The following is a 24,865-nucleotide window of genomic DNA, read 5'->3' as shown; positions in this document are numbered from 1 at the left end:
GGCCATCAGCACCAAGGGACGCAAACTAGTTAGCTATTCGCTCGTAAGGTCTTAGCGGCTGCCACCATGTTGCTTAGGGCGGCATTGGTTTCTGACCAGTTGCGGGTTTTTAAGCCGCAATCTGGGTTGACCCACAAGCGTTCGGGGGCAATTTTTTGTCCGGCGGCTTGAATTAAATCCACCATCCATTGCTGCTCTGGCACATTTGGTGAGTGGATGTCATACACACCTGGGCCGATATCGTTGGGATATTGGAAGGCTTCGAAGGCATCCAATAACTCCATGTTAGAGCGTGAGGTTTCTATGGTGATCACATCAGCATCCATGGCGGCAATCGACGGTAAAATATCGTTAAATTCGCAGTAACACATGTGGGTGTGAATTTGCGTTTCGTCTTTTACGCCACTGGCACTGATGCGAAATGCCTCGGTCGCCCAATCTAGATACGGTGTTTTTGCCGCTTCTTTTAGGGGTAAGCCTTCACGCAAGGCCGGCTCATCGATTTGAATCACCTTGATGCCCGCCTCTTCGAGTGCAACCACTTCATCGCGGATGGCCAGTGCGATTTGTTTGGCACAGGTTTCACGGCTGATATCGTCGCGGTTAAAGCTCCAACATAAGATGGTGATAGGGCCGGTTAGCATGCCTTTCATTGGTCTTTGGGTTAGGGATTGGGCAAAGGTGCTCCAGCTTACCGACAATTCACGGCTACGTTTTACATCACCGTAAATAATAGGCGGCTTAACACAACGCGAGCCATAGCTTTGCACCCAGCCGTATTGAGTGAAGGCAAAACCATCGAGCAGTTCACCAAAATATTCCACCATGTCGTTACGCTCTGGCTCACCATGCACTAATACATCGAGATCGAGTGCTTCTTGGGCGGCCACCACTTGGCGGATCTCGGCCTGCATGGCTTGAATGTATTGGTCTTGATCTATCTTGCCTTGCTTGTAGGCACTGCGGGTTTGGCGAATGTCGGCCGTTTGTGGGAACGAGCCTATGGTGGTGGTCGGGTAAGGTGGCAGTTTCAAATGCGCTTGCTGCTGCTTGATGCGAGTTGCAAAGTCACTGTAACGCTGGCTGGCGGCGCTGGTTAGGTTTGCCACCCGTTGTTTGACTTCGTCATTGTGAATTAACGGCGAAGTGGCGCGCAGTTCAACCACTTTATCACTTTCGGCTAGCCAAGTTTGACTGTTTGCGGCTTGTGGGTCGTTAACAATTTGCTGTAGTTGGTTAAGTTCATTGAGCTTTTGCTTGGCAAAGGCGAGCCAAGGTTTAATCTCGGCGTCCAGCTTTTGCTCTGAATCCAGATCCACTGGGCTGTGTAACAAGCTACATGAAGGGCTGAGCCAAAGTTGGTCGCCTAATAGGTCTGCTACCGGCTTGAGTTTGTTAAAGGCGCTGCGCAGATCGCTGCGCCAAATGTTGCGACCATTGATGATACCCGCAGACAGTACCCAATCGGCAGGCCATTGTTGCAAAATTGGTTTTAATTGCTCAGGCGCGCGCACTAAATCGATATGTAAGCCATCGATAGGTAATGCCAGTGCTAGAGCTTGGTTGTCGGCTAAGCTGTCAAAGTAGCTTGTCACCAGTAGTTTAGGGCGGTTGGCTTGCAAGGCTTGGTAAGCGGTTTGATAAGCCCCTTGCCATTCTTTGGGGAGATCCAGCACTAAGGCTGGCTCATCGAGTTGCACCCAAGTCACGCCAAGTTGTTTGAACTGGCTTAATAGATCTTGGTAGGCAGGCAATAGATTGGCTAATAGATCTAGCTTGTTGAAATTGCCTTGGGCCTTGCCTAACCACAAGTAAGAAATGGGGCCAAGCAGCACAGGCTTAGGTTGGAAACCGGCGGCAATGGCTTCTTTTACTTCATCAAGTATCTGACTGTAACTTAGTTCAAACTTTTGGTTTTCTTCAAATTCTGGCACTAGGTAGTGATAGTTAGTATCAAACCATTTGGTCATTTCACAGGCGGCTGACTGCGGCTGACAGCAGCCGTGATGGTCGCCGTGTGCTGCATTGCTACGACCACGCGCCATGGCAAACAAGGTATCTAGGTTAATTTGGCCATCAGGGCTGCGGTGTCTGGCTGGGATCACGCCAAAAGTGGCAGAAAGGGTGAGCACGTGATCATACCAAGCAAAATCACCCACGGGCACAAACTCAACGCCTGCTTGTGCTTGTTCTTGCCAATTGTGTAAACGGATCTGTTTACCTGTTTCGAGAAGCTGATTTAGGTCAGCTTGGCCAGACCAGTATTGTTCTAATGCATGTTTGAGTTGGCGTTTGTCGCCAATGCGGGGATACCCAAGGGATGAAATTTTAGCCATGTCCGTGTCCTGCCTGTAATTTGTGTTAGACGTTTAGATGGCTATCAGTATTTTAGATTTTTAAAATTGAATCAATCTCATTATATTTCTATTGGTGATGAATATATTTCATATTAACGTATACTCAGGGCTTGAGCGATTTGGCGTTGCATGATCCATTCGTCCGCTGCGGAGAAATCACGAAATACGCCCGTATTGAGGGGGGAGGTTTCGGTATAAGCGCTCCACATTCTCGACAAGCCATAGATCACGTCTTTATTGCTGACGATGGCGATCAGCATGTGGGGATTAATTTGTAATGCCGCTTTATCTTTTAACGCGATTTGCCAAATGTCTTCGTGGCTTAAATCTAGCTCAGTAACCGGCGTGTAATCTAAGATTTGATAATGGATGTTTTTAACATCAGTGGCAGTTTGATACAGGGAGGCTTTGAACTGGGCAAGATCTTGATAGGAGATAATGCCTGTGGCTTTGGCAATTAAACCGCCATCATTATTGCGTTTTGTGGAAAAGGGCATGATAAACCTCACGTAGCAAACTAAATTCAAACTCGGTGCGCTAAGTTAGCATTAAATATGGCATGAACGGCACTGATTTTGTGTTTGGTTCATCATATTTTTCTCTAGTCTTATCTTATGTCTTTTCATTAATTATTTGGTGTTCATTGATTTTAATTCTGCTTGATGAATCTGCGCATAGGTACCGTCATGTTTGATTTCGGTAAAGACTTAGCGCAATTCTTATATGGTGGCGATTGGTGTGTCTCGTCCAATCGTCACCTACAATTTCGTGCCACCAAATGCATTGGTGAGGAGCAACAACTTATGGTCTTGTTCTAGCAATAAGCCGTGTAGTCTGTTAATGACAGGCGGCTCTATTGAGATTGGCATCAAGTCTATTCGTGCCAAAAAAGCTTATCGAAATGCATTATCAGTCATTCTAGGATGATTACGCGGCCTTCGTTTTTGGTTTCACCAGCGTGATGAGTTTATGCATTAACACACTTACCACTACCCCTATTACCCAAAGGTAGCTCAGGACAAACAAAGCAAACTTAATACTTGCCAAAGAAGAATAGAAAACCGTCATTGGTTGAGATAAATCACCAACCTGATTCAGTAACACAAATGAAGCCAAATTTTCAAATGCATCGAAGATCGGGGCAAGGGGCATTATCCAAATCGACGCATAAACAAGCTGACCAAATTTATTTTCGAGCCAGCTTTTTGGGAGCGAGCGATAACAAGCCACACCAGCGCAGAACAGGTTCAAGACATTGGCCAAAATAAAGCCAAAATCAATAAACTGTGTTTGCCAATATATATCTAAAGTACCCGCATTAACCATAAACTCGTAGTAGCCCTGCAACTCAACAGCATCAAAGGTTGTTTGACCTTCATAAAATGGCACAGGAAAACGCGAAGCAGCATAAGACGCATCTAAGGGGATCCTTGTTAATGAAGTTAAGCCATAGGTTACCAGTGTTGCGATCCACCAAAACAGAGCATTACCCTTCTCTGTTGCCATTATCTTGATTGTGTTTTTAATTGCAGTCATTGTCGAAGTCCTTGTTGATAGCTGATGATTAAAAATATACATTCCTTGGAATGTATATTCAAGTTTTTTCTGTTACCTTGCTGTGATAGGCCGACAGGTGAAACCAATGAGGAGTAATTACCCCTTTGTATTCAATGCGTTAAGATGATCCGAATTCATTTGTACACTCATTGAATTTAACGTGTGTAATGCCATTTCGTATATACAGATAGGTGAGGCTGCAAGATTGAATTAATGGCGTAGCTTCGTATGGATATGGATTTAGTCCTCTCTTCAATATCGTCATAGCAGAAATCAGCCAAGCTGTTTTGAGTATAATTCAGGCACGTTTTGTATATCGACGTTAGGGTGGGAGGTTTCGGTCTAAGCGCTCCACATTCTCGACAAGCCATAGATCACGTCTTTATTGCTGACGATGGCGATCAGCATGTGGGGATTAATTTGTAATGCCGCTTTATCTTTTAACGCGATTTGCCAAATGTCTTTGTGGCTTAAATCTAGCTAAGTATCCGGCGTGTAATCTAGTATTTAATAATGGGTGTTTTTAACATCAGTGGCAGTTTGATACAGCGAGGCTTTGAACTGGGCAAGATCTTGATAGGAGATAATGCCCGTGGCTTTGGCAATTAAACCGCCATCATTATTGCGTTTTGTGGAAAAGGGCATGATAAACCTCAGGAAGCAAACTAAATTCAAACTCGGTGCGCTAAGTTAGCATTAAATATGGCATGAACAGCATTGATTTTGTGTTTCTCTCATCATAATTTGCACAGCCTCTTATCCTTGCTCTTATCATTTCTAGTTTTTTTTAATTATTTGTTTTGTTTATATTTTGTTGGCGTTCTTGTTGAGAAAAATATTGTTTGATGAGTTTGTCATAGGTACCGTCCTGTTTGATTTCATTAAGCGCCTGACGCAGTTGTTCTACGGTGGCAATGGGAGTATCTAGGCCCATGGCCATATACAGTTCCGTACCACTAAATTCGCTGATGGTGTGTACCCGTTTTAGCTCTTGTTCTAGCGATAAACCTCTCAACCCAAGATAATAACTGGCGGTTTCTGTAGAGACTGGCCACAAGTCTATCCGCCCCCGTAATAGTTTATCTAAGTTGGCTTCGTGGTTGTTATTTCGTTGCAACTTGGTAAATCCATGCAACAGTAAAAATTGCTCAATGTAATCATCACGTATGCTGCCGACTTGATACTGACGAGCGTCCTTCAGCTGATTGAATGGGGCGATGTCTTGACGTGATTTTAAGCTAAAAAAGTGTGACTGTATGGAGGCGATTGGGCCAATCCAATGAAAGTAAGGCTCGCGCTGATGGGTGCGGCTAATACTGTAAATGAGGGTATTTGGGTTGCTCTTAGCTAAATGATAGGCACGAGACCAAGGTAATACCTTAATGTGATAGTCAAAACCTGCCCGTTGCAAAGAAGCCTCTACAATTTGGCTCGCTAAGCCTTTAATTTCGTCTTGCTGGGTGTAGTTATAAGGCGCATATTCTTCGGTGACCACGGCCAGGGTCGCAGCCCAGCTGCCATGGATATAAAGCAAGTAGAGTAAGGATGCCAACATCAGTCTGTGATTCATTATCTATCCCCACTAGGATCCTCGATTAAGCATGGTCTATTTTTTTGCCTTACTCAAATTCCTTGTGATTTAGGTTGGCGTAGCTATCTGTACAAAGCTAATAAAGTGAAAAAAAATTGTGATCTTATTGTTAAATGTCGGCGTAATGGCCTCAGCAAGGGGAATACATTCATGGGTGGATGCAACCTCTTAAGTGAACATAAAGATAATTAATCACTGATACATCCAAGGAAGCAATGCATGAAAACGTTTAACAAGATTTTATTAACATCCGTCATCACTGCCACTCTAGCTGCTTGTGGCAGCAGCGATAACAATGACACTGTGGCAGAGAACGCCTATCTTCGCGTTTTACATGCTGCGGCTGACGCGCCGAAAGTGAATGTATGGTTAGATGGTCAGCCCGCCTTAGAAGGTGTCGACTACCAACAGTCTTCAGGCAAAATCACTGTTCCTGCAGGCACACATACCGTACAAGTTGATGCTATTCTCGCCGACGGTAGCACCTTAACGGTGATTCCTGAAACCAGCCTAGACCTAATGAAAGACATGGAGTACAACATCGTCGCGTTAGGTAAGGCGGCGAAAATTGGTAGCGGTGATACCGATGAATTCGGTCCAAGTATTGTGTCGCGTGATGCCGTTATGCCAACAGGCGTTCGTGTGCAAGCCATACACGCCGCCCCTGATGCCCCTACGGTGGATATTTTTATCACCGAGCCGGGAGCTGATTTAACCGCTGCCACCCCATTTGCCGATGATGTTCCTTACAAAGCGGCCACAGGGGCCGTTGAGGTGCCAGCTGGCACTTACCAAATACGCTTAACTAACGCCGATGATCCAAGCGTCGTCTATTTTGACTCTGGTTCTGTGGAGATTGCCGCTGGCTCAGACTGGGTCGTCGCCGCTGTTACCAACACCATGGCGGGTGAATCACCGGTAAACCTATTGGTTGATTCAGGAACTGGCCCCGTGGTGGTTAAAGATACCAATACAGGGGCAGATTTACGTGTTGTGCACACCATTTCAGATGCCCCAGCGGTGGATATTTGGGTCAATGGTACAGCACCTGAGATGGGCTCGCCTCTCTACGGTTTAGCTTACAAAGCCAAGACCGACTACCTTGCGTTGGCGGCTGGCGATTACGACGTGGCGGTGGGGGTGAATGGCTCAGACCCCGTCGTTGTGGTTGATGCGCTAGGGTTAACGGGTGCCACATTGGAAGCGGGGATGACCTACACCGCACTGGCTATCGGTAACTTAGGCGACAATAATGCTAATGATGAAACTTATGTTGTTGTGGATAAAACTCGTCGCGTAGCAACCGAAGCGCAACTTCGCGCTATTCACGCTTCAACTTTAGCCGGAAATGTTGATATTTACGTCAGCGCTGATGCTTCACCCAGTGATGATGACGTGATTTTGAAAAACATTCCTTATAAAGGAGACAGCACGGTGCTTTCCGTGTCTCCAGGCACAGCTTATGTGATGATCACACCAGCGGGAGATCCTTCTACCATCGCCATTGGCCCAGCTGAGTTACCCCTCAGCGCAGGCACCTTAACCACCTTAGTGGCAGTGGATGATCCCGATGCCGCAACGGGTGTCGGTGTTATCAGCCTAGATGACTGATCGACTTTTACGCTCAATGCTTTAAACTTAAACAGGCTCAATGTGAGCCTGTTTTTGTTTTTCGTAGGTAGTGTTGATGCTGCGTTTAGTACTGTGTTTAATTTGCTGTAGCTTTCCTGCGAGTGCCATGACATTCAGTAGTGACCAAGCCTCGTTTAGTAAAAGTTTTGACGACAGAGGCATGATAGTCACGATTCAAAACCGGGTTAATGAAGATTTATTATGTCATGTGCGCTATCTACAAGATAAGGTTTGGTTAGTGATACCGCCTGCTGGGCAAAGCCAACCTTTATTGCTGCCTAAGGCCAAATATTATGAAGGCTCGTTTGCTTGTCGACCCTACGAAGGGCGTAAGGAGCCGGGCAAAATGTGGCGAGTTCAGCCTTTTCGATATGGTATTCCAACTAAGAATAAGATTATTAAGGTGCTTTAAACAGATAGAGGGCATATGTTTAAGCTGATTGTTGGGTTGTTGTTAAGTGTCAACTTGTGCGCCCCCGTGCACAGTGCCATTTATAGTAAAGATCAGGTATATCTTAAAAAAACACGTGAAGAGCAAGGCTTGGTTGTCTCGGTGCAAAGTCGAGTGGATGGCTTTTTGATTTGCCAGCTTAGATTTAGGCAAGATGTAGTATGGATGGTGCTGGCCGCCAAGGAGCAAGGTCGACCATTTCTGATCGCCGATGCAAACTTCCATGAACCTTCCCTGCAGTGTAGTGATTATCAAGGTAATAAGCCTCATGGGGCTATTTGGCGCGTGCAGCCTTACAAGCAGGGCACGCCCGCGAAAGATAAGCTGATTACCTTGTACTAACGTTGTTTTAGCGCAAACCCTAATTGATAAAAATACAGCTTAAATGCCTGGGCTATCTCATCACGATGCTTTGCTAAAGGATAAATCCCTACCTTAGCTAATTCCGTTTGTTTTGTACCAGAGACCAGATATCGGTTAGATATATGAGGGTGATCTTGCACAAAGGCTTCAAAAGCCCGTGCCATTAGCTCGGTCGGTCGGCTGTAATATAGCTGCTGTAGCTGCTTATCGAGTGCAATGGCGGTCTGGGTGTAGCCAGAAGCTTGCTTGCCACAAGGTGATAGCAGCACACAGCGAAAGCAAGTTGCTAAGGCCTCATTTAAAGCATGTGGAATTATCTTGTTTTTATTCAGCCAAGTATCTGATGCAAACTTATAGTGGGGCGGGGCAAACAGCTTGTCGGTAATGTAGTGATCAAAGGCATGCCAAAATTCATGAGCCAGTGCGCCTGCTCCTGCATTTTTGGCTAGGGCGAGGGTGCGACTATGAGGCGCATAATGGGCTTGGACGCCGCTTTGGCCACCTGTGCCAAAAGCAAAGTTGAGCTGCTGCCTTAACCCTATGGCTTGGTTGGGCAAGTTGAGTATGGCGGCCAGATCAGACAGGGCATCAAAAATGAGGTTTGCTGCGATTTGTTGCTCTTGTGCGCTCACCCAGCGGCCAACCTTAATGGTGGCAAAGGCAAAATTGTGCTGAATATCTTGAAAGCTAGCATCTAGGCCCTGACGGTGATCCGGGCCACTGCGAAAATGGGGCTGATGAAGGCGAGATAAGCGCTGTGTGGTCATGGTTAGATGTTAACAAAGAAACCAACTGCTATCACGCTCTGTATCTTGGTTGAGCTAACCTTTCATTGCTCTGGCTAAAAAGGCGCGAGTGCGTTCACTTTGCGGTGCGTTAAATAGCTGCTCGGGTGGGCCTTGCTCTACGATATGGCCACCTTCCATAAAGATGATCTTATCGGCCACTTCACGGGCAAATTGCATTTCGTGGGTGACGACTATCATGGTTTGCTTGCTGCGGGCGAGCTGCTTCATCACGGCCAATACTTCATCAACCCATTCGGGATCGAGAGCCGAAGTGGGCTCGTCAAATAAGATCACTTCGCCTTTGGCCGCCATGGCTCGGGCAATGCCAACACGCTGCTGTTGCCCTCCAGAAAGTTGTGCTGGGTACTGGTGCGCTTTATCGCCTAAGCCGACTTGCTCTAATATTTTCATACTGGTGGCAAGCGCTTGTTGCTTTGGCTCCTTCCAGACCGTCATCAAGCCTTCGGCAACATTTTCAAGGGCGGTTTTATTGGCAAACAAGGCGTAGTTTTGAAACACAAAACTACTCTGCTGGCGCAATTGGGTTATTTGTTTGCTACTGGCATGTCCTGCCTCGACTTTAATAGGGCCAATTTGGATGGTGCCTGTGGTCGGTGTTTCAAGGTAATTAAGGCAGCGCAATAGGGTCGATTTACCTGTGCCCGATGGCCCGATGATCACCACTATCTCACCTTGTTGTACGCTAAAGTCGATGCCCTTAAGCACTGGGTGGTTAGTAAAGGTTTTACTTAAGTTGGAGACATTGATCATTTCACATAGGCTCGGTTAAGGTGAATTTCAAGGCGATGCTGTAACTGAGTAAAGATAACCACAACGACCCAGTAAACAATGGCAACCGCAACAAAGCTTTCAAAGAACTTAAAGCTAGATGAGGCTTCCATTTGCGCTTTCGACATAATCTCGGCTACCCCTAAGGTAAATGCCAGCGAAGTGCTTTTGATCATGTCGATAAAATAGTTCATCAAAGAAGGTGACGCGACGCGGGCCGCTTGGGGCAAAATAATGCGCTGCATGGCTTGCAGCTTGGTCATGCCAATGCTTAAGCTGGCTTCCATTTGGCTACGGTCAACACCTAAGATGGCGGCGCGAATGCTCTCCGCCATGTAGGCCGAAAAGTGCAGCGACAGACCGATAACGGCAGCGCTAAACGCATCTAGGCCCACCAACCAAGGAAATACTTGTGGTAAGCCGTAGTAGAGCAAAAACAGTTGCACTAACAACGGCGTACCACGAAAAAAAGAGATAAACACAATTGCAACTTGATTTAATACGGGCACCGCAAATACACGCACAACGGCAATCGCAACTGCCAAGACCAAGGCAATGACAAAGCCAATCAGCGCCATTTGCATGGTGACGCCCAAATACTTGAGCAGTATCGGAAACAGCTCTAAGGTGTAGATAAAATCAAAGTTCAACGGTGTGCTCTCCTTTATTGGGTAATGTCGGCGTCAAACCACTTGATAGAAATTTGCGTTAAGGTGCCATCCTCTTTCATGCTGGTTAAAGCCTGGTTCACTTTTGCGATCAAGGCTTGGTTTGCTTCAGATTTCACAAACGGCATGGCATTTTTGATGGTAGCAAAAGGTTCACCCGCTAGCTGTAGGGGTAAACCCGACTTTTTAATTAGCTGCGCCGAAGACACGCGATCCATGACAAAGGCATCGGTGCGACCTAATACCACATCTTGTTCAAAGCCAGCATCGTAAGTGATGATGTTAATTTCCTTGTCTGGATCCGCTTGGCGCAATAGTTGCTCGAAGTTACTACCAAGGTTGACCGCGACTTTTTTACCCTTTAGGTCGGCGATTGAGCTGATATCTTCACGGCCTTTTTTCACCACAATTTGTGCGCCATCCACCACATAAGCTTGGGCGAAATCATATTTAGCGAGGCGCTCATCGGTCATGGTGATTTGGTTAGAGATGGTGTCGATATGTCCTGCTTCTAACATGCCAAATAAACCGGAAAAATTGGCGGTTTTGTATTCCACTTTTAGATCGGCGCGTTTACCGATTTCATTCCATACATCCACTTCAAAACCTTGCAGCTGATCTTTTTGTACAAAAGTGAAAGGGAAGTAGCGGCCCGACATGCCGACCTTGATGGTGTCTTGGGCGAAAACGGGGCTGGTCATAAAACTGAGCGCGGCTAACGTAATAGCTAGCATACGTGAAAAGCGTGTTGTCATGGTTGCAGTCTCTTTGTCTAAATTAGGTTATTCTGGTTATATTAAAGTCTAAAAAGTAATTAGAATACAGTTTTAGATAACTAATTATTATATAAGTCATTAAATAAAGCACTACTTTATGGCGATAAAATAGTCAAATATTTCTCTGTTGTAAGGTGGTGATGCGGTGAGGTATGGAGGGTAACCGAGTAACTTGGGAAGTCAGGCTGAGTAGTGTCACTTACTTGCTTCGAACTGAAAATCATGAGCCGGGGGTGGCAAGAAGCTAATCAGCAAATGAATAACTTCTTGCACCTGATGGAGCTAAATGGAATTAAGGTTTATACCAAGCATCCATGCCTTTTTGCAGACGCTGGGCGGCATCATTGGGCGCCATGGTGCCATTGAGTACACCAATACTGGTTTCCCAAATTTCGAGCTCTAGGCTAGGCTCGCCGCGATTAAGGATTTGGTAAGAGTTTCTGATGGTTGAATCACAGCTATCGCGCCATGCGATCATCGCTTTGGCGGTAGGATCATCTACGTCGATAAAGTGATTAGATAACGAGAAGAAACCGGGCAGAGCATTGGTATAGATGGCAGCAAACTCGCCTGTTGTCATCCATTTTAGGAAGGTTTCTGCGTCCTTGATATTCGCGCTTTTGGCATTAATGCCGACACCAATGTCCGTGTGATCACTGATATAGCACTCGTCATCGGCTTTGGCGACGGGCGGCATAAACACACCAAGATCAAGTTTGGTATTAAATGCGGCGATATCCCAAGATCCCGCAGGATAGATGGCTGCTTTTTGATCTGCAAACAAAGCGATAGCATCATTGTAACTGCGATCTTGGTAGCCTTCTCCCATGTAAGGGCCCCATTTAGCAAGTTGTTCAAATACTTGCACATATTGAGGGTCGCTAAACTTCTCGTCGCCGTCAATCAGGGCGAGACGTCCGTCTTCACCTTGCCAATAGTTGGGCCCTATGTTTTGGAACCCCATGGTGGCGGCTTCCCATTTGTCCTTGGTACCCATCGCAATCGGGGTGTATTTGCCGCTGCTTTTAATTTTTTCAAGGGCAGCATAAAACTCGTCGTTGGTTTTTGGCTGGGCAAGCCCTAGCTCGTTAAAAATGGTTTTGTTGTAGAAAAAGCCATGGATCACCGATGCCATTGGCAAGCAGAATGATTGGGCGCCGTTATCGGTTTGCCAAGCCGCTTTGGCAAAATTAGGGAAGTTACCCATGCCATCTAACTCGGTAATGTCTTTGAGATACCCAGCCTCAAATAATTTCAGGGAATCATCGAAGGGCCGACAAGTGATTAGATCACCGGCGCTTCCCTCGGCAAGCTTTTTATTGAGGGTGTCATTATAGTCGGTGGCATTGGTGTGCACGAAAGTGACTTTGATATCGGGATGTTTGGCATTGAAAGCCGGAATGATAACATCGTTCCAAATTGCGGCATCTTCACGCCAACTTTCGATGGTAATAGAGCCTGCATTGGCAATGGAGGCCGCTAATAACAAGGATGTGCCAATAGCATATGGCAAGGTCTTAGACTTCATTACGAACCCCTTCTTGGGCTGGTTAATCATTCCTTATTGCTCATTGAATGAGGCAATAAGGCCACTGTTACACTTTAAAACGGCTGATTAAATGCCTTTGTTGCTCAATGAGTTGAGCTAATACTTCACTGATTTTGGCTGAATCACTGGCTTCTCTTTCGGTTTCTAATGCCACTTCTGTAATGCCATTGATGTTTTTAGCTATGTCTTGGCTTACCGCGATTTGTTCTTCGGTTGCATGGGCAACGTGTACACTCATTTCTTTGATAGCTTCCATGCGTGTTACGACCGCTTGTAATGCGGCATCGGTTAAGCGGGTCTGCTCAACGCACAGATTGGTTTGGTCTTGGCTTTGATGCATCACACTTGCCACTTGCTGTGAGCTGAGTTGCAGGTTTTCTATCATGGATTGAATTTCAACCGTGGACTGCTGTGTCCGAGTGGCGAGGGTTCTCACCTCATCAGCCACCACGGCAAACCCTCGACCTTGCTCACCTGCGCGGGCTGCTTCGATAGCGGCATTGAGCGCCAGTAAGTTGGTCTGGTCAGCAATGCCGCGGATAACATCGAGTATGCTGCCTATGTTGCTGCTGAATTCTTCAAGTTTGCGCGTGATTTGCACCGCTTGATCGATTGATTGTGCTAACTGTTCAGTGAGATCTCGATTTTTGGCCACTAAGCTGCGGCCATTACTGGTGTCCTCGTTAGCTAAGGTGACTTCAGAAAGGGTGTTTTCGGTGGATCTAAAGACTTCGCCAACACTGACTTCCATTTCAGAAATGGCAGTGGCCACTTGATCGGTTTGATTTTTTTGCTCACCCACTCTCGCCATGGTGCGCTCACTGATGTCTGCGGCGGTATTGGCTTCTTGCACCAGTTGCTCTGAGCCTTGGCTGATCTTGCTGAGCACATCAGCCATGCTGTCAACGAGGGTATTCAGGGAATCGGCTAATGCACCAAATTCATCGCTAGACTGGTAGTTAACCCTTTGTGTCATGTTGCCTGTGCTCATGGCCTTTAATACCGGCGCGATTAATGCAAGAGGTTTATGAATGCTGCGCGCAACGGTAAAGCCGATAATGGCAGCAACGGCGGCTGACACTAAGGTAACCCCTATGATGTACATCACGGCGGTTTTCACGGCTTTGTCGGCTGTGGTCGTTGCTAAGTTGGCTTCAGACTCGGCTTGTTGGGTAAAGCTACCTAATAATTCATCAACCAGCTGCATTTGTTGATCCGCTTGATTAATCAGCTCAGCAATGGCGCGCTCTTGTTGCTGTTGCTGCATCATTAAAGGCAGCAAACCGCGCTGCGAGATACTGATGCTGGCCAGTTTTTCTACGGCTTTGCTAAAGCGAATGATCACCCCTTCGTCTACCTTGATGCGTTTAGCCCCTGCGAGTGCTTTTTCGATATCTTTAGTCAGGGCTGCTTGTAGTTTGGGTAAATCAGTTTTAACAGTGGCTTGCCTGATTTCACGTAAGTCTCTGGCGATACCACTGGTCACGCGCTCTGCCTTGTTACGTTGTGAACGCTTACTGGCTGTTTCACTTAGCAATAATAAGGTGACTTGTTGAAATTGATCTTCGTGTTTAACAAATTCACTGCGTAATGACTGCAAGGTCGTTTGGGTGGAAACCAAGTTGCGATGCTCTGTTAATATTTGATTCGCTAATTCAAAGTAGCGTCCGGCGGCGCTTTGTAGATCGCTAAAGTTCCCTTGTAAACTGGGGTCAAGGGCTTCACTGGTACTGAGTTGTTGACTGATTTGCTCAAACGCTTGTTGCTCCTTAGTAAAGCTATGCTGGTATGCGTCGAGCTCATCGGCAACATCTGTGGTTCTAAACTTAAGGTAGCTTAAATTGTTATTAAGTAGGGCTTGCTTGAGTGCTGTGCTGGATACCACCAAAGGCGTGGTTTCTTGGGTAACCTTATTCAAACTAAGATTGATGGCCGTGGTGTTGAAATAGCTGATCCCCCCTAAAAGAGCCAGCAGTATAAACATGATCACAAACCCAGCGATGGTTCGCTGCACAATACTCAAGCGCATGCTGCTAAATTCCGTTGGTGACATATTCATTAAGCATAGAGCAGCTTAACTGACCTGAAAGAAACCTGATGTTTATTTGATGATTCGCGCAATATGATATGAATTATTTATGTCAGTGGTGCTGAGCCGTTGTGCCATGTGTGCAGGTTTGCTACTCTTTCGTTCTATTGTTATATATGGATATCCGTATGTTAGAGCATGAGCAGTTTAAATTGCTGGCCGATGAAACGCGGTTATGCAGCTTATTACTATTGGCGCAATACGGGCCACTGTGTGTGTGTGAATTTACCCATGTGCTGGCCCTAAGTCAGCCCAAGATCTCACGTCATTTGGCATTATTGCGACAAACGGGGGTGGTCACCACCGAGCGTCAAGGGCAATGGGTTTATTACCAATTGAGCCTTGCACTACCTGGTTGGTTGATACAGCTTTTACAGCAGCTTAATCAACAAAACGTGCTTGCAGAGCGTTATGGCGTTGCGCCCGAAAAATTACAACAACTAGCACAGCAAACCAATTGCTGTGCACCACAATAAATCAATCCGGGGTTTCCGGAGCAAGGAAATAAAGATGGCAATCAAGGTTGGAATAAATGGTTTTGGTCGAATTGGACGCTTGGCAATGCGAGCGGCATACGACTGGCCGGAATTAGAATTTATCAAAATCAATGATGTAGCGGGTGATGCGGCAACCTTAGCCCATTTGCTGGAGTTTGATTCGATTCAAGGGCGCTGGCATCACGCTGTGGAGGCGCAAGATGATGCCTTGGTGATTAACGGCCAGCGTATCGCCACGACCCAGCAGCGCGATATCGCCGCGGTGGATTGGTCGGATTGTGATGTGGTGATTGAAGCGACCGGCGTACACCGTGATGTGAAATTTTTAAACCAATACCTAGCACAAGGCGTCAAACGCGTGGTGGTGTCGGCGCCGGTGAAAGATGAAGCCGTGGCCAATATTGTGGTAGGCGTGAATGAACACGTATTTGATCCTGCAAAACATCGCATCGTTACGGCGGCTTCTTGTACCACTAACTGTATTGCGCCTATGGTCAAGGTGATCCATGAGCAATTAGGCATTGAAAGCGCGTCTTTCACGACCATACATAACTTAACCAACACCCAAACCATTTTGGATGCGCCGCACAAGGATTTACGCCGTGCGCGTGCTTGTGGTGTTAGCTTGATCCCAACCACCACGGGCTCGGCCAAGGCCATTATCGAAATTTTCCCGGAATTAGCGGGCAAGATTGATGGCCATGCGGTACGCGTGCCTTTGGCCAATGCGTCATTAACCGACATTATTTTCCAAGTGAAGCAAAACACCACGGTTGAGCAGGTGAATGGCCTGCTTGAGCAAGCCGCCCAAGGTGAGCTTAAAGGTATTTTAGGTTTTGAAACTAAGCCGTTAGTGTCGATTGATTACAAGGGCGATCAACGCTCTACCGTGGTGGATGCTTTGTCGACCATGGTGGTCGGTGGCACCATGGTGAAAATCTATGCTTGGTATGACAATGAAATGGGCTACGCCACACGTACTTCCGAGCTGGTGCGCATTGTAGGTTTGACAGATTAAGGAAGCAAAACATGACACATCCAACATGGCAGTTGCCATTAAATGATAAAGGCGCAGAGTTAGTACTGACGCCTTGTCCAGGCACTAAAGGTGCCGACTTAAACGCGTCCTTACAACAGCTGAAACAACAAGGGGTCAAGGCGGTTGTCACGGCATTAAGCGAACAAGAAATGGCGAAGGCCGGTGTAGCTGAGCTAAGCCAGCAGGTGCAAGCCTTGGGGATGCAATGGTTTCATTGCCCGATTGAAGATGACCAAGCACCGGATCAAGCCTTTAAGGTGGATTGGCTCAATGCCTCCCCTGAGCTACACCAGTTACTCGATAACAATCAGGGCGTTGCCTTGCATTGCATGGGCGGTTCAGGGCGCACCGGTTTGCTGGCTGCCCACTTATTGTTAGAGCGCGGCTGGGATCTCGCCACCATCAAAATCCGCGTGCAAGCATTGCGTCCGGGCGCGTTTACCAAGGCGACGCAAATTGCGTATATTGATGGCGTGGCATCTGCTTATTAATGATTGAACTCGCTGGTACCTTAGGTGCCAGCTTGCTTCTCTTTGCTGCTATTTACCTAGGAAAACTCTGTGCTTGCCTCTTTACCTCGTGCGGTACGTCAATACTTATTGGTTACCTTTAATTATTGGAATTTCACCATCACCGACGGCGCCTTGCGGATGCTGGTGGTGTTGTATTTCTATGATTTAGGTTACGGCGCATTTGCGATTGCCTCGTTGTTTTTGTTTTATGAATTTTTTGGAGTGGTCACTAACTTACTCGGCGGTTGGCTGGGGGCGCGCATTGGCCTTAATCGCACCATGAATATTGGCTTGTTGTTGCAAGTGGTGGCCTTGTTAATGTTAACCGTGCCACCTGAATGGTTAGTGGTCGGCTGGGTGATGTTGGCGCAAGCTTTGTCTGGTATTGCCAAAGACTTAAACAAGATGAGCGCGAAAAGTGCCATTAAAACCTTAGTGCCCGATGAGCAACAGGGGCGATTGTTTCAGTGGGTGGCGGTGCTAACTGGATCGAAAAATGCGCTAAAAGGGGCGGGCTTTTTTATTGGCGGCGCCTTGTTGCATTGGTTGGGCTTTCAAATGGCGGTGCTGGCGATGGCGTCGGTGTTGTTATTGGTGTTTGGCTTTAGTCTGGTGAGCCTAGATGCGGAGATGGGCAAGGCGAAAAGCAAGCCTAAGTTTACCGAGCTGTTTGCTAAATCGCGCAGCATTAATATTTTGTCGCTGGCACGGCTGTGTTTATTTGGTGCCCGTGATGTCTGGTTTGTGGTGGCGCTGCCGGTGTACTTGGCCAGCGTGTTTGGCTGGAGTCATAGCCAAGTAGGCGGCTTTTTGGCTTTGTGGATCATCGGTTATGGTGTGGTGCAGGGCTTTGCCCCTTATTTAACGGGTAAGCGTCGTGGTGCGGTGCCAAGTGGTCGCGCGGCCGTGTATTGGGCCATGCTACTTACTTGTGTGACGGCCCTGATAGCGTTAAGTATTGAGTATCAATGGCAAGTGGAGTGGGTGTTAATCGGTGGCTTGCTGCTGTTTGGCGCCGTGTTTGCGGTGAACTCGTCATTACATTCTTATTTGATCGTGAGCTATGCCAAGCAAGATGGCGCGTCGTTAGACGTGGGCTTTTATTACATGGCCAATGCCATGGGGCGACTCATTGGCACGGTATTATCGGGCTGGGTGTTTCAAAGTTATGGCTTGGCCATGTGCTTGTGGGTATCGGCTGCGATGTTATTGCTCACTGGCTTGATTTCTCTGTGGTTGCCCAAAGTAGCAGAGCAAAAAGTGGCACAGTAATCAGAATAAAAAAGCCCAAGTGATGACTTGGGCTCCGTACAATCTGGCGGTATTAAACCTTAGGTCATAGTAATAAACTCTTCCGAGCCGGTTGGGTGAATGGCAACCACGCTGTCAAAGTCGGCTTTGGTGGCGCCCATCTTCATGGCGACGGCAAAGCCTTGGATCATTTCATCAACCGCGAAGCCGATGCCGTGTAGGCCCACTACTTTTTCTTCAGCACCAACGCAAACCAGCTTCATTTTACAAGGCTGGCTATGTTGGGTGACGGCTGTGTACATGGCGGTAAAGCCAGAGTTATACACCTTGACTTGATCCGTGCCGTGTTTACCTCGCCATGTTGCGGCTAGAGTATAAATAATCCACCTTATTCAGAAGATGGATTATTTACTATTAGGATTTAATACCTGTTATTTAACTTGGTTAGTGTCGGGTTTTCGATAACACCATGCCAGAGTGTGGGGCTAATCTATAGAAATGAATGGTAACGAGGTTAGGTCTGTTTACAGTCGGCTTCATGTGCAAGTGTTATCACAAAGGGTCTTTTTGCAAAGGCGCATGTTGCCCAAGATATACTCGTTTCACAATGGAATAGAAAAGTAACAAGGCAGCAGAATGGCAACGAAAAAAAATATACGTGTTTCGGTATTAGCTCTCACTCTTCCTGTAAGCATATCAACATTTGGTGCAGGCTTGTCACTTTCACAAATAGGTACAGCGAAAAGTGTCGCTACTGCAGGTGTTGCTTCAGTGACTACGCGCGGTGATAGTGCTGCCAGCGTTTTGAACCCTGCTGGTATAGCCAGCATATCTGATACAGCATGGCAGGTAGGAATACAGGTTATTGATGTTAGAGCTGATTTTGATAATAACTTTGGCTCCGCTTCATCTTCGGAGACATTGCCTGTGCCCCACATTTCTTATGCAAAGAGGATCAATTCGGACATTGTACTTGGGGGGGCTATCCATGCTCCAGGTGGTCTTGGATTAACATATGAGAATGGTTTTTGGGGGGTAGGAAATCGAGCTGTAATTGATAAAACTGAAATTGCGTTAGTCGATGCAACTTTTGCGGTTGGTTACGAAGTCAATGAAAACTTGGTGGTTGGAATCGGTTTGATCGCGCGTTACGGTGCGATGAAATTAGACTTGTTCCAGCAAGGCCAGTTGTCTAAAGAGCTTTCTGATGGCGACATAGCTCCAGCGTTTAACCTTGGATTGCAATATCAAAACCCTCAAGGTTGGACGTTAGGTTTATCTTATCGCTCCGGATCCAAGCACGCTCTGGATTTTGGCAGTAGTCCAAGCGTCCCTGAGGAGATACGTTGGCCTCAGATAGTTGATGCTGGATTCGATATACCTCTAACTTTGTATACATCACTTATGGCTAGTGTTAACTGGCAAGACTGGAGTGAGACTGGTGATGGTTTTGGCTACAACTATGAAGATACATATGGGTTCGGTTTAGCCATCGAGCATCATTACCAGGATTGGGTGCTTATGACAGGGGTATCATTTGACTCTAGTCCGATTGAGTCCCCGCTGGACAGAACTCTGGACTTACCTTTAGATAAGCAGTGGAGATTAGGTTTAGGTGCCGAAAAGCAAATCTGGGGGGACAAATATATAGGTATTGCCTATCAATATAGTGACCTTGGAAGTGCTGAAGTTGAAAGGCCAAGCACCGGTTCTGGCTATCTTGTTCGTGGCAGTTTTTCTCAGAACTACGCTCATTTCATTGCACTGTCTTTGCGTTATTAACTGCGCCGAGCGTATGACCATGGCTTTTTGTTGCCTGAAAATTGTGGCGAGGGGTATGTGGTATGCGTGGTTTAAAGTCTGAACCCTCACTTTTAATCTACCTGTACATATAGAGGTTTTTGGGGGAGAGCTTGTTTATTCAGAGATTGGTTCTTGTTGGCATTTGTTTTATTTCGCTATTCTCGTACGCGAATAATGGCGTCATTATTGTTTCCGCGATGCAAGATGACGGCTTGACCGAAATTAGTAAAAGAGTCATGGCGGAAGCTTACTCGAGGATTGGGTATGAAATGCGTGTTGTTGAATGTCCCGGAAACAGAGCGCTTCATTTCTCTAACAATGGTAAGGTTGATGGCGAGCTATTCAGAATTGGCGGGATAGATTCCGTTTTTGAAAACCTTATTCAGGTTGCTGTTCCCATTAACCATTTTGAATTAGTTTCGTATACAAGTTCTGCTGCATTTAAGATGGAACGTTGGGAAGATTTAAAGCTATATCGAGTAGGAATACAGCTTGGAATAATCTATGTGGAACGCTATACGGAGGGATTGCAAACGAAGTCATACCTCTCCAATAAACGACTGTTTCAGCTGTTGGATAGAAAGCGAATTGATGTAGCCATATTGGATAGGGTGAACGGAATGAAAACACTTACTGAAATGGGGGAGCTGAGCACGGTTATCCCAGGAGACTTAGTGTTAACGGCGGAGCCGTTATACCATTATGTACACAAAAAGAATCGACACCTGGTTCCAGAGCTTACTAAGGTATTAAATCAGTTAGAAAAATCTGGAAGAATTGTGCAAATTCGCAATGAATATATCTCTCAACTGAAGGAAGCGGCTTTAACAAAGCCTTGACGAGAACTATCAAGGTGCAGAGGGTAAGAGCAGTGGCCCTTACTCTTGCTTCAGCGTGAGTTGAAGTATGCCACTTAATAACCTTCATATACCCTATGTTGTTCGAGCGACAGCGCATAACCCGCATAACCCAGAGCGTGTTTAGTTGATTCTAGTTTCATCGTTCCCTCAACCCAAATAGGTGTGTTAATGTCAACAAAGTCTACACCTTGCTCTGTGGTTACATGCACTAACTGATTGGGTGGTGGGGGGGGGACATGAATGCAGGCGCCGAAGTAAGGGACGAGAAAAAAACTATATATTTTCTTGTTATCACCTTCTAGCGGCACTACAAATCCGGGTAGTCTTACTCGTTTTCCTGCTAAAGATTCCTCAAACATGGAGTAGCCTGGTGATAGCTCCTGGCTTGCTTTACTTCCTGTGTGGTCGACTATTCTTGGTTTGGTTTGTTTTAGTATTACCCTAGCTTTTTCAGGTACCAAGGTATCCCAGTTTATCTCCTCGTATTCAGCATGGCATTGAAATGAAAGCATGAGCGCCAAGAGAGGAAAAAAGATTTGTTTCAGCATGATTGGTTCCAATAGGGGGCCTTTAGCCCCCCATATACACATTATTTATTGTTCATTTCATCCAGGGCTTTTTGATTTTTGTTTTTAAGCTCCCAGTGTCCGCCCATACTTTGCTTAAGGTTTTCGGGTAAGTTTTCATAAGGTACGACCAGATCTTTTTTCACAGGCCAGTCTTCAAGTAGCTCTGGTTTATAGCCTGAGGGGTAGTATTTATCAGGGTCAACCTGTTGCTCTCTGATAAATGGTTCTTGTAAGTCCTCACGTTTAAACTGAGGCACAGGTACTACCAATTGACCACTGCTGAAGTCCTGCTGTGGCGCACGACTGTTAGGGTAATCAGGCAAAATACCATCTCTTACCCAGATGCTATCAGGAGTTACATTAACAACAATACCATCAGGTGCACCAAAATGATAAGGGCCTTTCCAGTGCTCGCGAACTTCAGCGACAGATTCTTCATTTAACCATGGGTCAAAAGTCATGTGGGTTGTCATGAATATGCGGGGCTTAATTTGATTGGCAACATACCCCGCTGCGTAGCCTGGGGTGTGGTGTGTATCTATTGTATACCGGGCGAGGAAAGGAGGAACGCCTTGTACTCCCGAGTTAATCTCGACAACTTCTTGTTGTAGTTCAGTGACATATACGTCACACCCTTTGGCATATTTTTTGTCGAGCTCACTTGGTCGCCCGTCACCGGTCCACACAAAGCAGAGGCTTTCTGTGTCATTGATTTTCCAGTCCAGTCTGTAAGCTGATGCTCCATCCATCGCGTGAGAGCGTTGCCAATGAATTACCTTTACATTGTTTTTTTCGTATACGGTACCGCCGTTGTCCCTGAAATCAAATTCAGTAACGGCAACATCATGCCCCTGGCCAACCGGGAATACGCTAAATGCTTGCCTGTGCCATGCCAGCATTTGCTTCATGCCTTCCACCATGGCTTTGGTACCAAACTCTGGCTTACGGCCAGACGGGCCGTGAATGCGAAGAGGTTCGTGCCAACGGCCAGCCCAACCTCCAAACATATAAACGTAAGGTAGTGCGCCAAAGTGATCTACGTGAAGGTGCGTCAAGAAAATATTGTTGATTTGGTTCAAAGCGACCCTGGCTGCGACATAATTGGCTACTGACCCTTCGCCAATATCAAACACAAAATTGTCTCCGTTACCCAGTTCGACAAATATAGATGTATTCATTTGCCCCGGGCGTATCATTGGCGATGTCCCCATAAAAGTGATACGCATTTCATTTGGCTGTACGTCTTCTGTTCCCGGAAACCAGTTAGCGGCACTTTGGAGCCATGGCTGCGGACGGATCCCTTCAAAAAGTAGCCCTTCTTTCCAGCGTCCTCCAGGTACGCCACCAAATAGTGCCGCCTTTACCTCCATTTCAGTTGAAGGTGTTGATGCCGGGGGAGCGGCAGCGATTGCTACAGTAGATATAGATAATGCGGACAATAACGCAGTTTTAATTGTCTTACTAATCAACTTCATAATGGAATGAGCCCTATACTATTACTTTATACCTTGTTGATTTAAAGTAGTTCAATTAGGCTAATAACCGTTATCTAAAAAACGACAGTTATCTTAATAAATGAGTTTGCAAACTATAAATATTCTGAGCCACGATTTTGATGATTTTTCGAGCATGGTTCAGGGTTTTGATTTGGACTTTCGCCCTTTAAAAGTCCCTAAGTCTGAGATCATCAGGGTTTCTCAGAGCTTGTCTGCGCAAACCTTCATTGGGTATGCAGAGAGTTCAATCCGGCTGAGGCAGCATGTAATGGGGCCGACGGATATGAGAACAATAGCGCTTTTGGCGCCTGCCCATCCACTCCTCTACTGGTGTGGTAAGCCTGTGACAAGAAATCAGTTCTTGCTTTTTGCTGCAGATGGTGAAATGGGAGCTATTTCTGATGCTGGCTTTAAAACTATCACAGTATCCTTTCCTCAATCATGGCTGGATAAATTATGCTCGAATAAGCCTGCGATAGCAGACCGTATTGAGAAGGTATTAGAGTCCGAGTCAAGAATTCTGGCGCAAACATGGTTTCACCTATCTAGATGGTTAGGAATGGTGTCTGACAGTACCAATGGATTTGGTGCTACTGGTGCGCAACAGGATCGTATTGTTAAGGCTGCCCTTTCTGTGCTGTTTCATGGTTCAGGGCTAATGAGCTTGAGTTGCCACCAAAAGAGACAAACTACCATTTTGAATGAGGCACTCTCATACATTCACTCAAAGAAGTACAAACTGAGGATAAACGAACTTTGTAGGTTAATTGGTACATCCGAAAGGACATTGGAAAGGATTTTTCATACATACCTTGGTGTCACACCAAAGCAATACCTAACTCATTATCTAATGAGGGAGGTGAACCATATGTTAGAGTTTCATGGGAGGGAGCTTAAGGTTTCCGATGTTGCATGGCACTTTGGCTTTCAACATCTTGCACAGTTCTCTAATGACTACAGGGCCATCATCGGAGAGCGGCCTACTGATAGTTTGGCGAAGGTAAAAGATTGCTGGTTTGATGGATGTACAGCTGATTCGACTCATTACATGCTAAATAGGGTGAAAGTAAAAAGTCGTAAATAGTGAGTAGAAGAGTGCTATTAACACTCAGTTTGTTGGACATTCGCATGAAAGTGATCGTACATTTGCAACGTTTAGCTATGCTGGTCCAAATCAAATGTGGCAACTCTAATATCTACACTTTCTATCGCCTCAGGTTTGTTCAATATTTAAGCTTCGATTTGCTTAGTTTCCGAGGTTGAGCTTTGATATGAAAGGGGTGTTGCGCAGCTTATCTTTCCAGGGTAATCCATACCCAACCAGAAGTTCGTCTTCTTCCATCCTATATCCATAAAACTGTTCGAATGGAATATGGACTCGACCAGGCTTCACAAGCAGGGTTGCGATCGAGAGTGAGAGGGGATTAAAATTATCATAGATGTGGGAAGCTAGACGCTTCATGGTCCCGCCAGATTCAATAGCGTCATCCACTAATAACACATTCTCCCCCTTAATAGGGATGTTTTGGTGGTAGATAATCTCTGAGTCGTTGGTTTTATCGCCGGGGGTATGTGGACATGATATATAGTCCATTTTTATGTCGGGTGTTAAGGCGCGAACTAAATCAGCACAAAAGAGCATCCCCCCGGGAACCACGGTAATGACAACCAGTTCTTTTTCTGCAAATACGCTATTTAACTTACTCGCCACCAAATTTACGCCATGCGCTATGTCTTTTTCATTGAAAACTAAATCACCGATATATTGTTCTTTCATAATCTCCCCTAACCTCAAAGACTCTAATTTGTGTTATTGCAACACCCCACTATTCGTTAGGAGTCAACGTCAAAAGGAGGTTTAATCCAGCTCAGTCCTGCTTCAAACAGTCTCTGCCATCCGCTATCAGTCAACCTTGTCAGTGTGATAGGTGGTAGAGCTAGTGACAAAGCCGAAACAAAACGACAATGGGCAAGCTCCATATTTGGTTGCTCTTCCGTCCAGCATTTTCCTTCTTCTGTTTTAAGAAGTATAAAGCACTTAGTCATACACAAGCACACAAATATTGTGAACGTTTTCAATGGTAAGGTAAATGCCAATGTCAATTGCCTAGCTGCATATATCAGCAGGTAGTCAGAATTTACTTATCCCCCCGAATTCAACTATAGCGTAATCAATGAGAGCCAAGTACTGAACTTGTTTGGCGTTCAAGTGATGCGGTGAGGTACCG

24 protein-coding genes and 1 pseudogene are annotated in these 24,865 nt (G+C 46.1%); 10 read left to right on the top strand and 15 right to left on the bottom strand.

The annotated features are described in order from the left end of the window. Nucleotides 1-29 precede the first annotated feature (29 nt). The 5 genes from metE to K6Y21_RS15740 form a co-directional block, all read right to left on the bottom strand. The gene (metE, locus tag K6Y21_RS15760) at nucleotides 30-2,336 is read right to left on the bottom strand and encodes a 5-methyltetrahydropteroyltriglutamate--homocysteine S-methyltransferase (protein WP_233072845.1); all 2,307 of its coding nucleotides are present in this window, start codon (nucleotides 2,334-2,336) and stop codon (nucleotides 30-32) included. A 113-nt stretch (nucleotides 2,337-2,449) separates the two neighbouring features. Beyond that, nucleotides 2,450-2,854 carry a hypothetical protein gene (locus K6Y21_RS15755; RefSeq protein WP_233072844.1) on the bottom strand — a complete coding sequence of 135 codons (405 nt, stop codon included), beginning with the start codon at nucleotides 2,852-2,854 and terminating at the stop codon, nucleotides 2,450-2,452. Between the two features lie 430 nt (nucleotides 2,855-3,284). Next, nucleotides 3,285-3,935 (bottom strand): hypothetical protein, encoded by a 651-nt coding sequence (locus K6Y21_RS15750; RefSeq protein ID WP_233072843.1) that lies wholly within the window; start codon nucleotides 3,933-3,935, stop codon nucleotides 3,285-3,287. Nucleotides 3,936-4,421: 486 nt separating this feature from the next. Next, on the bottom strand, nucleotides 4,422-4,559 hold the full coding sequence (locus tag K6Y21_RS15745; RefSeq protein ID WP_233072842.1) for a hypothetical protein: 138 nt from the start codon (nucleotides 4,557-4,559) through the stop codon (nucleotides 4,422-4,424). A gap of 142 nt (nucleotides 4,560-4,701) precedes the next feature. Beyond that, a complete protein-coding gene (locus K6Y21_RS15740; protein WP_233072841.1) occupies nucleotides 4,702-5,484 on the bottom strand; it encodes a substrate-binding periplasmic protein in 783 nt (260 codons plus the stop codon). 240 nt (nucleotides 5,485-5,724) lie between these two features. On the opposite strand from K6Y21_RS15740, the gene K6Y21_RS15735 reads away from it, so the two are divergent. The 3 genes from K6Y21_RS15735 (at nucleotide 5,725) to K6Y21_RS15725 (ending at nucleotide 7,930) form a co-directional block, all read left to right on the top strand. Then, on the top strand, nucleotides 5,725-7,116 hold the full coding sequence (locus K6Y21_RS15735; protein WP_233072840.1) for a DUF4397 domain-containing protein: 1,392 nt from the start codon (nucleotides 5,725-5,727) through the stop codon (nucleotides 7,114-7,116). Between the two features lie 76 nt (nucleotides 7,117-7,192). Next, a complete protein-coding gene (locus K6Y21_RS15730) occupies nucleotides 7,193-7,549 on the top strand; it encodes a hypothetical protein (protein ID WP_233072839.1) in 357 nt (118 codons plus the stop codon). 15 nt (nucleotides 7,550-7,564) lie between these two features. Next, entirely contained in the window at nucleotides 7,565-7,930 is a 366-nt protein-coding gene (locus tag K6Y21_RS15725) for a hypothetical protein (protein ID WP_233072838.1), read from the top strand. On the opposite strand, the gene K6Y21_RS15720 is transcribed toward K6Y21_RS15725, so the two are convergent. From K6Y21_RS15720 to K6Y21_RS15695, 6 genes are all read right to left on the bottom strand, one after another. Next, entirely contained in the window at nucleotides 7,927-8,718 is a 792-nt protein-coding gene (locus K6Y21_RS15720; protein ID WP_233072837.1) for a CLCA_X family protein, read from the bottom strand. The genes K6Y21_RS15725 and K6Y21_RS15720 overlap by 4 nt on opposite strands. 54 nt (nucleotides 8,719-8,772) lie before the next feature. Continuing rightward, nucleotides 8,773-9,510, bottom strand: a complete 738-nt coding sequence (locus tag K6Y21_RS15715; protein WP_233072836.1) for an amino acid ABC transporter ATP-binding protein — start codon at nucleotides 9,508-9,510, stop codon at nucleotides 8,773-8,775. Then, complete coding sequence (locus K6Y21_RS15710; RefSeq protein WP_233072835.1) at nucleotides 9,507-10,178, bottom strand: amino acid ABC transporter permease; 672 nt, start codon at nucleotides 10,176-10,178, stop codon at nucleotides 9,507-9,509. The genes K6Y21_RS15715 and K6Y21_RS15710 overlap by 4 nt, the downstream gene beginning before the upstream one ends. A 14-nt stretch (nucleotides 10,179-10,192) precedes the next feature. Continuing rightward, nucleotides 10,193-10,951 carry an amino acid ABC transporter substrate-binding protein gene (locus tag K6Y21_RS15705; RefSeq protein WP_233072834.1) on the bottom strand — a complete coding sequence of 253 codons (759 nt, stop codon included), beginning with the start codon at nucleotides 10,949-10,951 and terminating at the stop codon, nucleotides 10,193-10,195. 313 nt (nucleotides 10,952-11,264) lie between these two features. After that, nucleotides 11,265-12,500, bottom strand: coding sequence for an ABC transporter substrate-binding protein (locus tag K6Y21_RS15700; RefSeq protein ID WP_233072833.1), 1,236 nt, complete (start codon nucleotides 12,498-12,500; stop codon nucleotides 11,265-11,267). Between the two features lie 67 nt (nucleotides 12,501-12,567). Next, nucleotides 12,568-14,580, bottom strand: a complete 2,013-nt coding sequence (locus K6Y21_RS15695) for a HAMP domain-containing methyl-accepting chemotaxis protein (RefSeq protein WP_233072832.1) — start codon at nucleotides 14,578-14,580, stop codon at nucleotides 12,568-12,570. Nucleotides 14,581-14,738: 158 nt separating this feature from the next. Between K6Y21_RS15695 and K6Y21_RS15690 the strand changes: the two genes are divergently transcribed. The 4 genes from K6Y21_RS15690 (at nucleotide 14,739) to arsJ (ending at nucleotide 17,930) form a co-directional block, all read left to right on the top strand. Further along, nucleotides 14,739-15,086, top strand: coding sequence for a metalloregulator ArsR/SmtB family transcription factor (locus tag K6Y21_RS15690; protein WP_233072831.1), 348 nt, complete (start codon nucleotides 14,739-14,741; stop codon nucleotides 15,084-15,086). Between the two features lie 34 nt (nucleotides 15,087-15,120). Continuing rightward, the gene (locus K6Y21_RS15685) at nucleotides 15,121-16,125 is read left to right on the top strand and encodes an ArsJ-associated glyceraldehyde-3-phosphate dehydrogenase (protein WP_233072830.1); all 1,005 of its coding nucleotides are present in this window, start codon (nucleotides 15,121-15,123) and stop codon (nucleotides 16,123-16,125) included. Nucleotides 16,126-16,136: 11 nt separating this feature from the next. Beyond that, the gene (locus K6Y21_RS15680; protein WP_233072829.1) at nucleotides 16,137-16,637 is read left to right on the top strand and encodes a cyclin-dependent kinase inhibitor 3 family protein; all 501 of its coding nucleotides are present in this window, start codon (nucleotides 16,137-16,139) and stop codon (nucleotides 16,635-16,637) included. Nucleotides 16,638-16,706: 69 nt separating this feature from the next. Continuing rightward, nucleotides 16,707-17,930 carry an organoarsenical effux MFS transporter ArsJ gene (arsJ, locus tag K6Y21_RS15675; protein ID WP_233072828.1) on the top strand — a complete coding sequence of 408 codons (1,224 nt, stop codon included), beginning with the start codon at nucleotides 16,707-16,709 and terminating at the stop codon, nucleotides 17,928-17,930. Between the two features lie 59 nt (nucleotides 17,931-17,989). Here arsJ and K6Y21_RS15670 read toward each other — a convergent pair. Further along, nucleotides 17,990-18,247 (bottom strand): annotated as a pseudogene (locus K6Y21_RS15670) (glutathione-disulfide reductase); the annotation flags it as partial. A 298-nt stretch (nucleotides 18,248-18,545) separates the two neighbouring features. Between K6Y21_RS15670 and K6Y21_RS15665 the strand changes: the two are divergent. Continuing rightward, the gene (locus tag K6Y21_RS15665; protein ID WP_233072827.1) at nucleotides 18,546-19,691 is read left to right on the top strand and encodes an OmpP1/FadL family transporter; all 1,146 of its coding nucleotides are present in this window, start codon (nucleotides 18,546-18,548) and stop codon (nucleotides 19,689-19,691) included. 131 nt (nucleotides 19,692-19,822) lie between these two features. Next, on the top strand, nucleotides 19,823-20,551 hold the full coding sequence (locus K6Y21_RS15660) for a substrate-binding periplasmic protein (protein ID WP_233072826.1): 729 nt from the start codon (nucleotides 19,823-19,825) through the stop codon (nucleotides 20,549-20,551). Between the two features lie 74 nt (nucleotides 20,552-20,625). Here K6Y21_RS15660 and K6Y21_RS15655 read toward each other — a convergent pair whose 3' ends face one another. Beyond that, nucleotides 20,626-21,120 (bottom strand): DUF3299 domain-containing protein, encoded by a 495-nt coding sequence (locus K6Y21_RS15655; protein WP_233072825.1) that lies wholly within the window; start codon nucleotides 21,118-21,120, stop codon nucleotides 20,626-20,628. Nucleotides 21,121-21,161: 41 nt separating this feature from the next. Continuing rightward, entirely contained in the window at nucleotides 21,162-22,616 is a 1,455-nt protein-coding gene (gene gntH, locus K6Y21_RS15650) for a guanitoxin biosynthesis MBL fold metallo-hydrolase GntH (RefSeq protein WP_233072824.1), read from the bottom strand. 100 nt (nucleotides 22,617-22,716) lie between these two features. On the opposite strand from gntH, the gene K6Y21_RS15645 reads away from it, so the two are divergent. Continuing rightward, nucleotides 22,717-23,721, top strand: coding sequence for a helix-turn-helix domain-containing protein (locus tag K6Y21_RS15645; RefSeq protein WP_233072823.1), 1,005 nt, complete (start codon nucleotides 22,717-22,719; stop codon nucleotides 23,719-23,721). Between the two features lie 162 nt (nucleotides 23,722-23,883). Here K6Y21_RS15645 and K6Y21_RS15640 read toward each other — a convergent pair whose 3' ends face one another. Continuing rightward, nucleotides 23,884-24,414 (bottom strand): phosphoribosyltransferase, encoded by a 531-nt coding sequence (locus K6Y21_RS15640; RefSeq protein ID WP_233072822.1) that lies wholly within the window; start codon nucleotides 24,412-24,414, stop codon nucleotides 23,884-23,886. Nucleotides 24,415-24,865 lie beyond the last annotated feature (451 nt).

Source organism: Motilimonas eburnea, assembly GCF_021295345.1.
In the GTDB taxonomy this organism is placed as follows: Bacteria; Pseudomonadota; Gammaproteobacteria; order Enterobacterales; family CBDFNC01; genus Motilimonas; species Motilimonas eburnea.
This window is presented reverse-complemented; position numbering and strand designations above follow the sequence as displayed.

Excerpts from the sequence above, each read along its gene's own strand:
- K6Y21_RS15720 (WP_233072837.1), bottom strand. The coding sequence starts at position 8,718 with ATGACCACACAGCGCTTATCTCGCCTTCATCAGCCCCATTTTCGCAGT.
- K6Y21_RS15735 (WP_233072840.1), top strand. The coding sequence starts at position 5,725 with ATGAAAACGTTTAACAAGATTTTATTAACATCCGTCATCACTGCCACT.
- K6Y21_RS15755 (WP_233072844.1), bottom strand. The coding sequence starts at position 2,854 with ATGCCCTTTTCCACAAAACGCAATAATGATGGCGGTTTAATTGCCAAA.
- K6Y21_RS15700 (WP_233072833.1), bottom strand. The coding sequence starts at position 12,500 with ATGAAGTCTAAGACCTTGCCATATGCTATTGGCACATCCTTGTTATTA.
- K6Y21_RS15655 (WP_233072825.1), bottom strand. The coding sequence starts at position 21,120 with ATGCTGAAACAAATCTTTTTTCCTCTCTTGGCGCTCATGCTTTCATTT.
- K6Y21_RS15645 (WP_233072823.1), top strand. The coding sequence starts at position 22,717 with ATGAGTTTGCAAACTATAAATATTCTGAGCCACGATTTTGATGATTTT.
- K6Y21_RS15745 (WP_233072842.1), bottom strand. The coding sequence starts at position 4,559 with ATGCCCTTTTCCACAAAACGCAATAATGATGGCGGTTTAATTGCCAAA.
- K6Y21_RS15715 (WP_233072836.1), bottom strand. The coding sequence starts at position 9,510 with ATGATCAATGTCTCCAACTTAAGTAAAACCTTTACTAACCACCCAGTG.
- K6Y21_RS15640 (WP_233072822.1), bottom strand. The coding sequence starts at position 24,414 with ATGAAAGAACAATATATCGGTGATTTAGTTTTCAATGAAAAAGACATA.
- gntH (WP_233072824.1), bottom strand. The coding sequence starts at position 22,616 with ATGAAGTTGATTAGTAAGACAATTAAAACTGCGTTATTGTCCGCATTA.
- K6Y21_RS15725 (WP_233072838.1), top strand. The coding sequence starts at position 7,565 with ATGTTTAAGCTGATTGTTGGGTTGTTGTTAAGTGTCAACTTGTGCGCC.
- metE (WP_233072845.1), bottom strand. The coding sequence starts at position 2,336 with ATGGCTAAAATTTCATCCCTTGGGTATCCCCGCATTGGCGACAAACGC.
- K6Y21_RS15690 (WP_233072831.1), top strand. The coding sequence starts at position 14,739 with ATGTTAGAGCATGAGCAGTTTAAATTGCTGGCCGATGAAACGCGGTTA.
- K6Y21_RS15665 (WP_233072827.1), top strand. The coding sequence starts at position 18,546 with ATGGCAACGAAAAAAAATATACGTGTTTCGGTATTAGCTCTCACTCTT.
- K6Y21_RS15750 (WP_233072843.1), bottom strand. The coding sequence starts at position 3,935 with ATGTATATTTTTAATCATCAGCTATCAACAAGGACTTCGACAATGACT.
- K6Y21_RS15730 (WP_233072839.1), top strand. The coding sequence starts at position 7,193 with ATGCTGCGTTTAGTACTGTGTTTAATTTGCTGTAGCTTTCCTGCGAGT.
- K6Y21_RS15695 (WP_233072832.1), bottom strand. The coding sequence starts at position 14,580 with ATGAATATGTCACCAACGGAATTTAGCAGCATGCGCTTGAGTATTGTG.
- K6Y21_RS15680 (WP_233072829.1), top strand. The coding sequence starts at position 16,137 with ATGACACATCCAACATGGCAGTTGCCATTAAATGATAAAGGCGCAGAG.
- K6Y21_RS15685 (WP_233072830.1), top strand. The coding sequence starts at position 15,121 with ATGGCAATCAAGGTTGGAATAAATGGTTTTGGTCGAATTGGACGCTTG.
- K6Y21_RS15705 (WP_233072834.1), bottom strand. The coding sequence starts at position 10,951 with ATGACAACACGCTTTTCACGTATGCTAGCTATTACGTTAGCCGCGCTC.
- K6Y21_RS15740 (WP_233072841.1), bottom strand. The coding sequence starts at position 5,484 with ATGAATCACAGACTGATGTTGGCATCCTTACTCTACTTGCTTTATATC.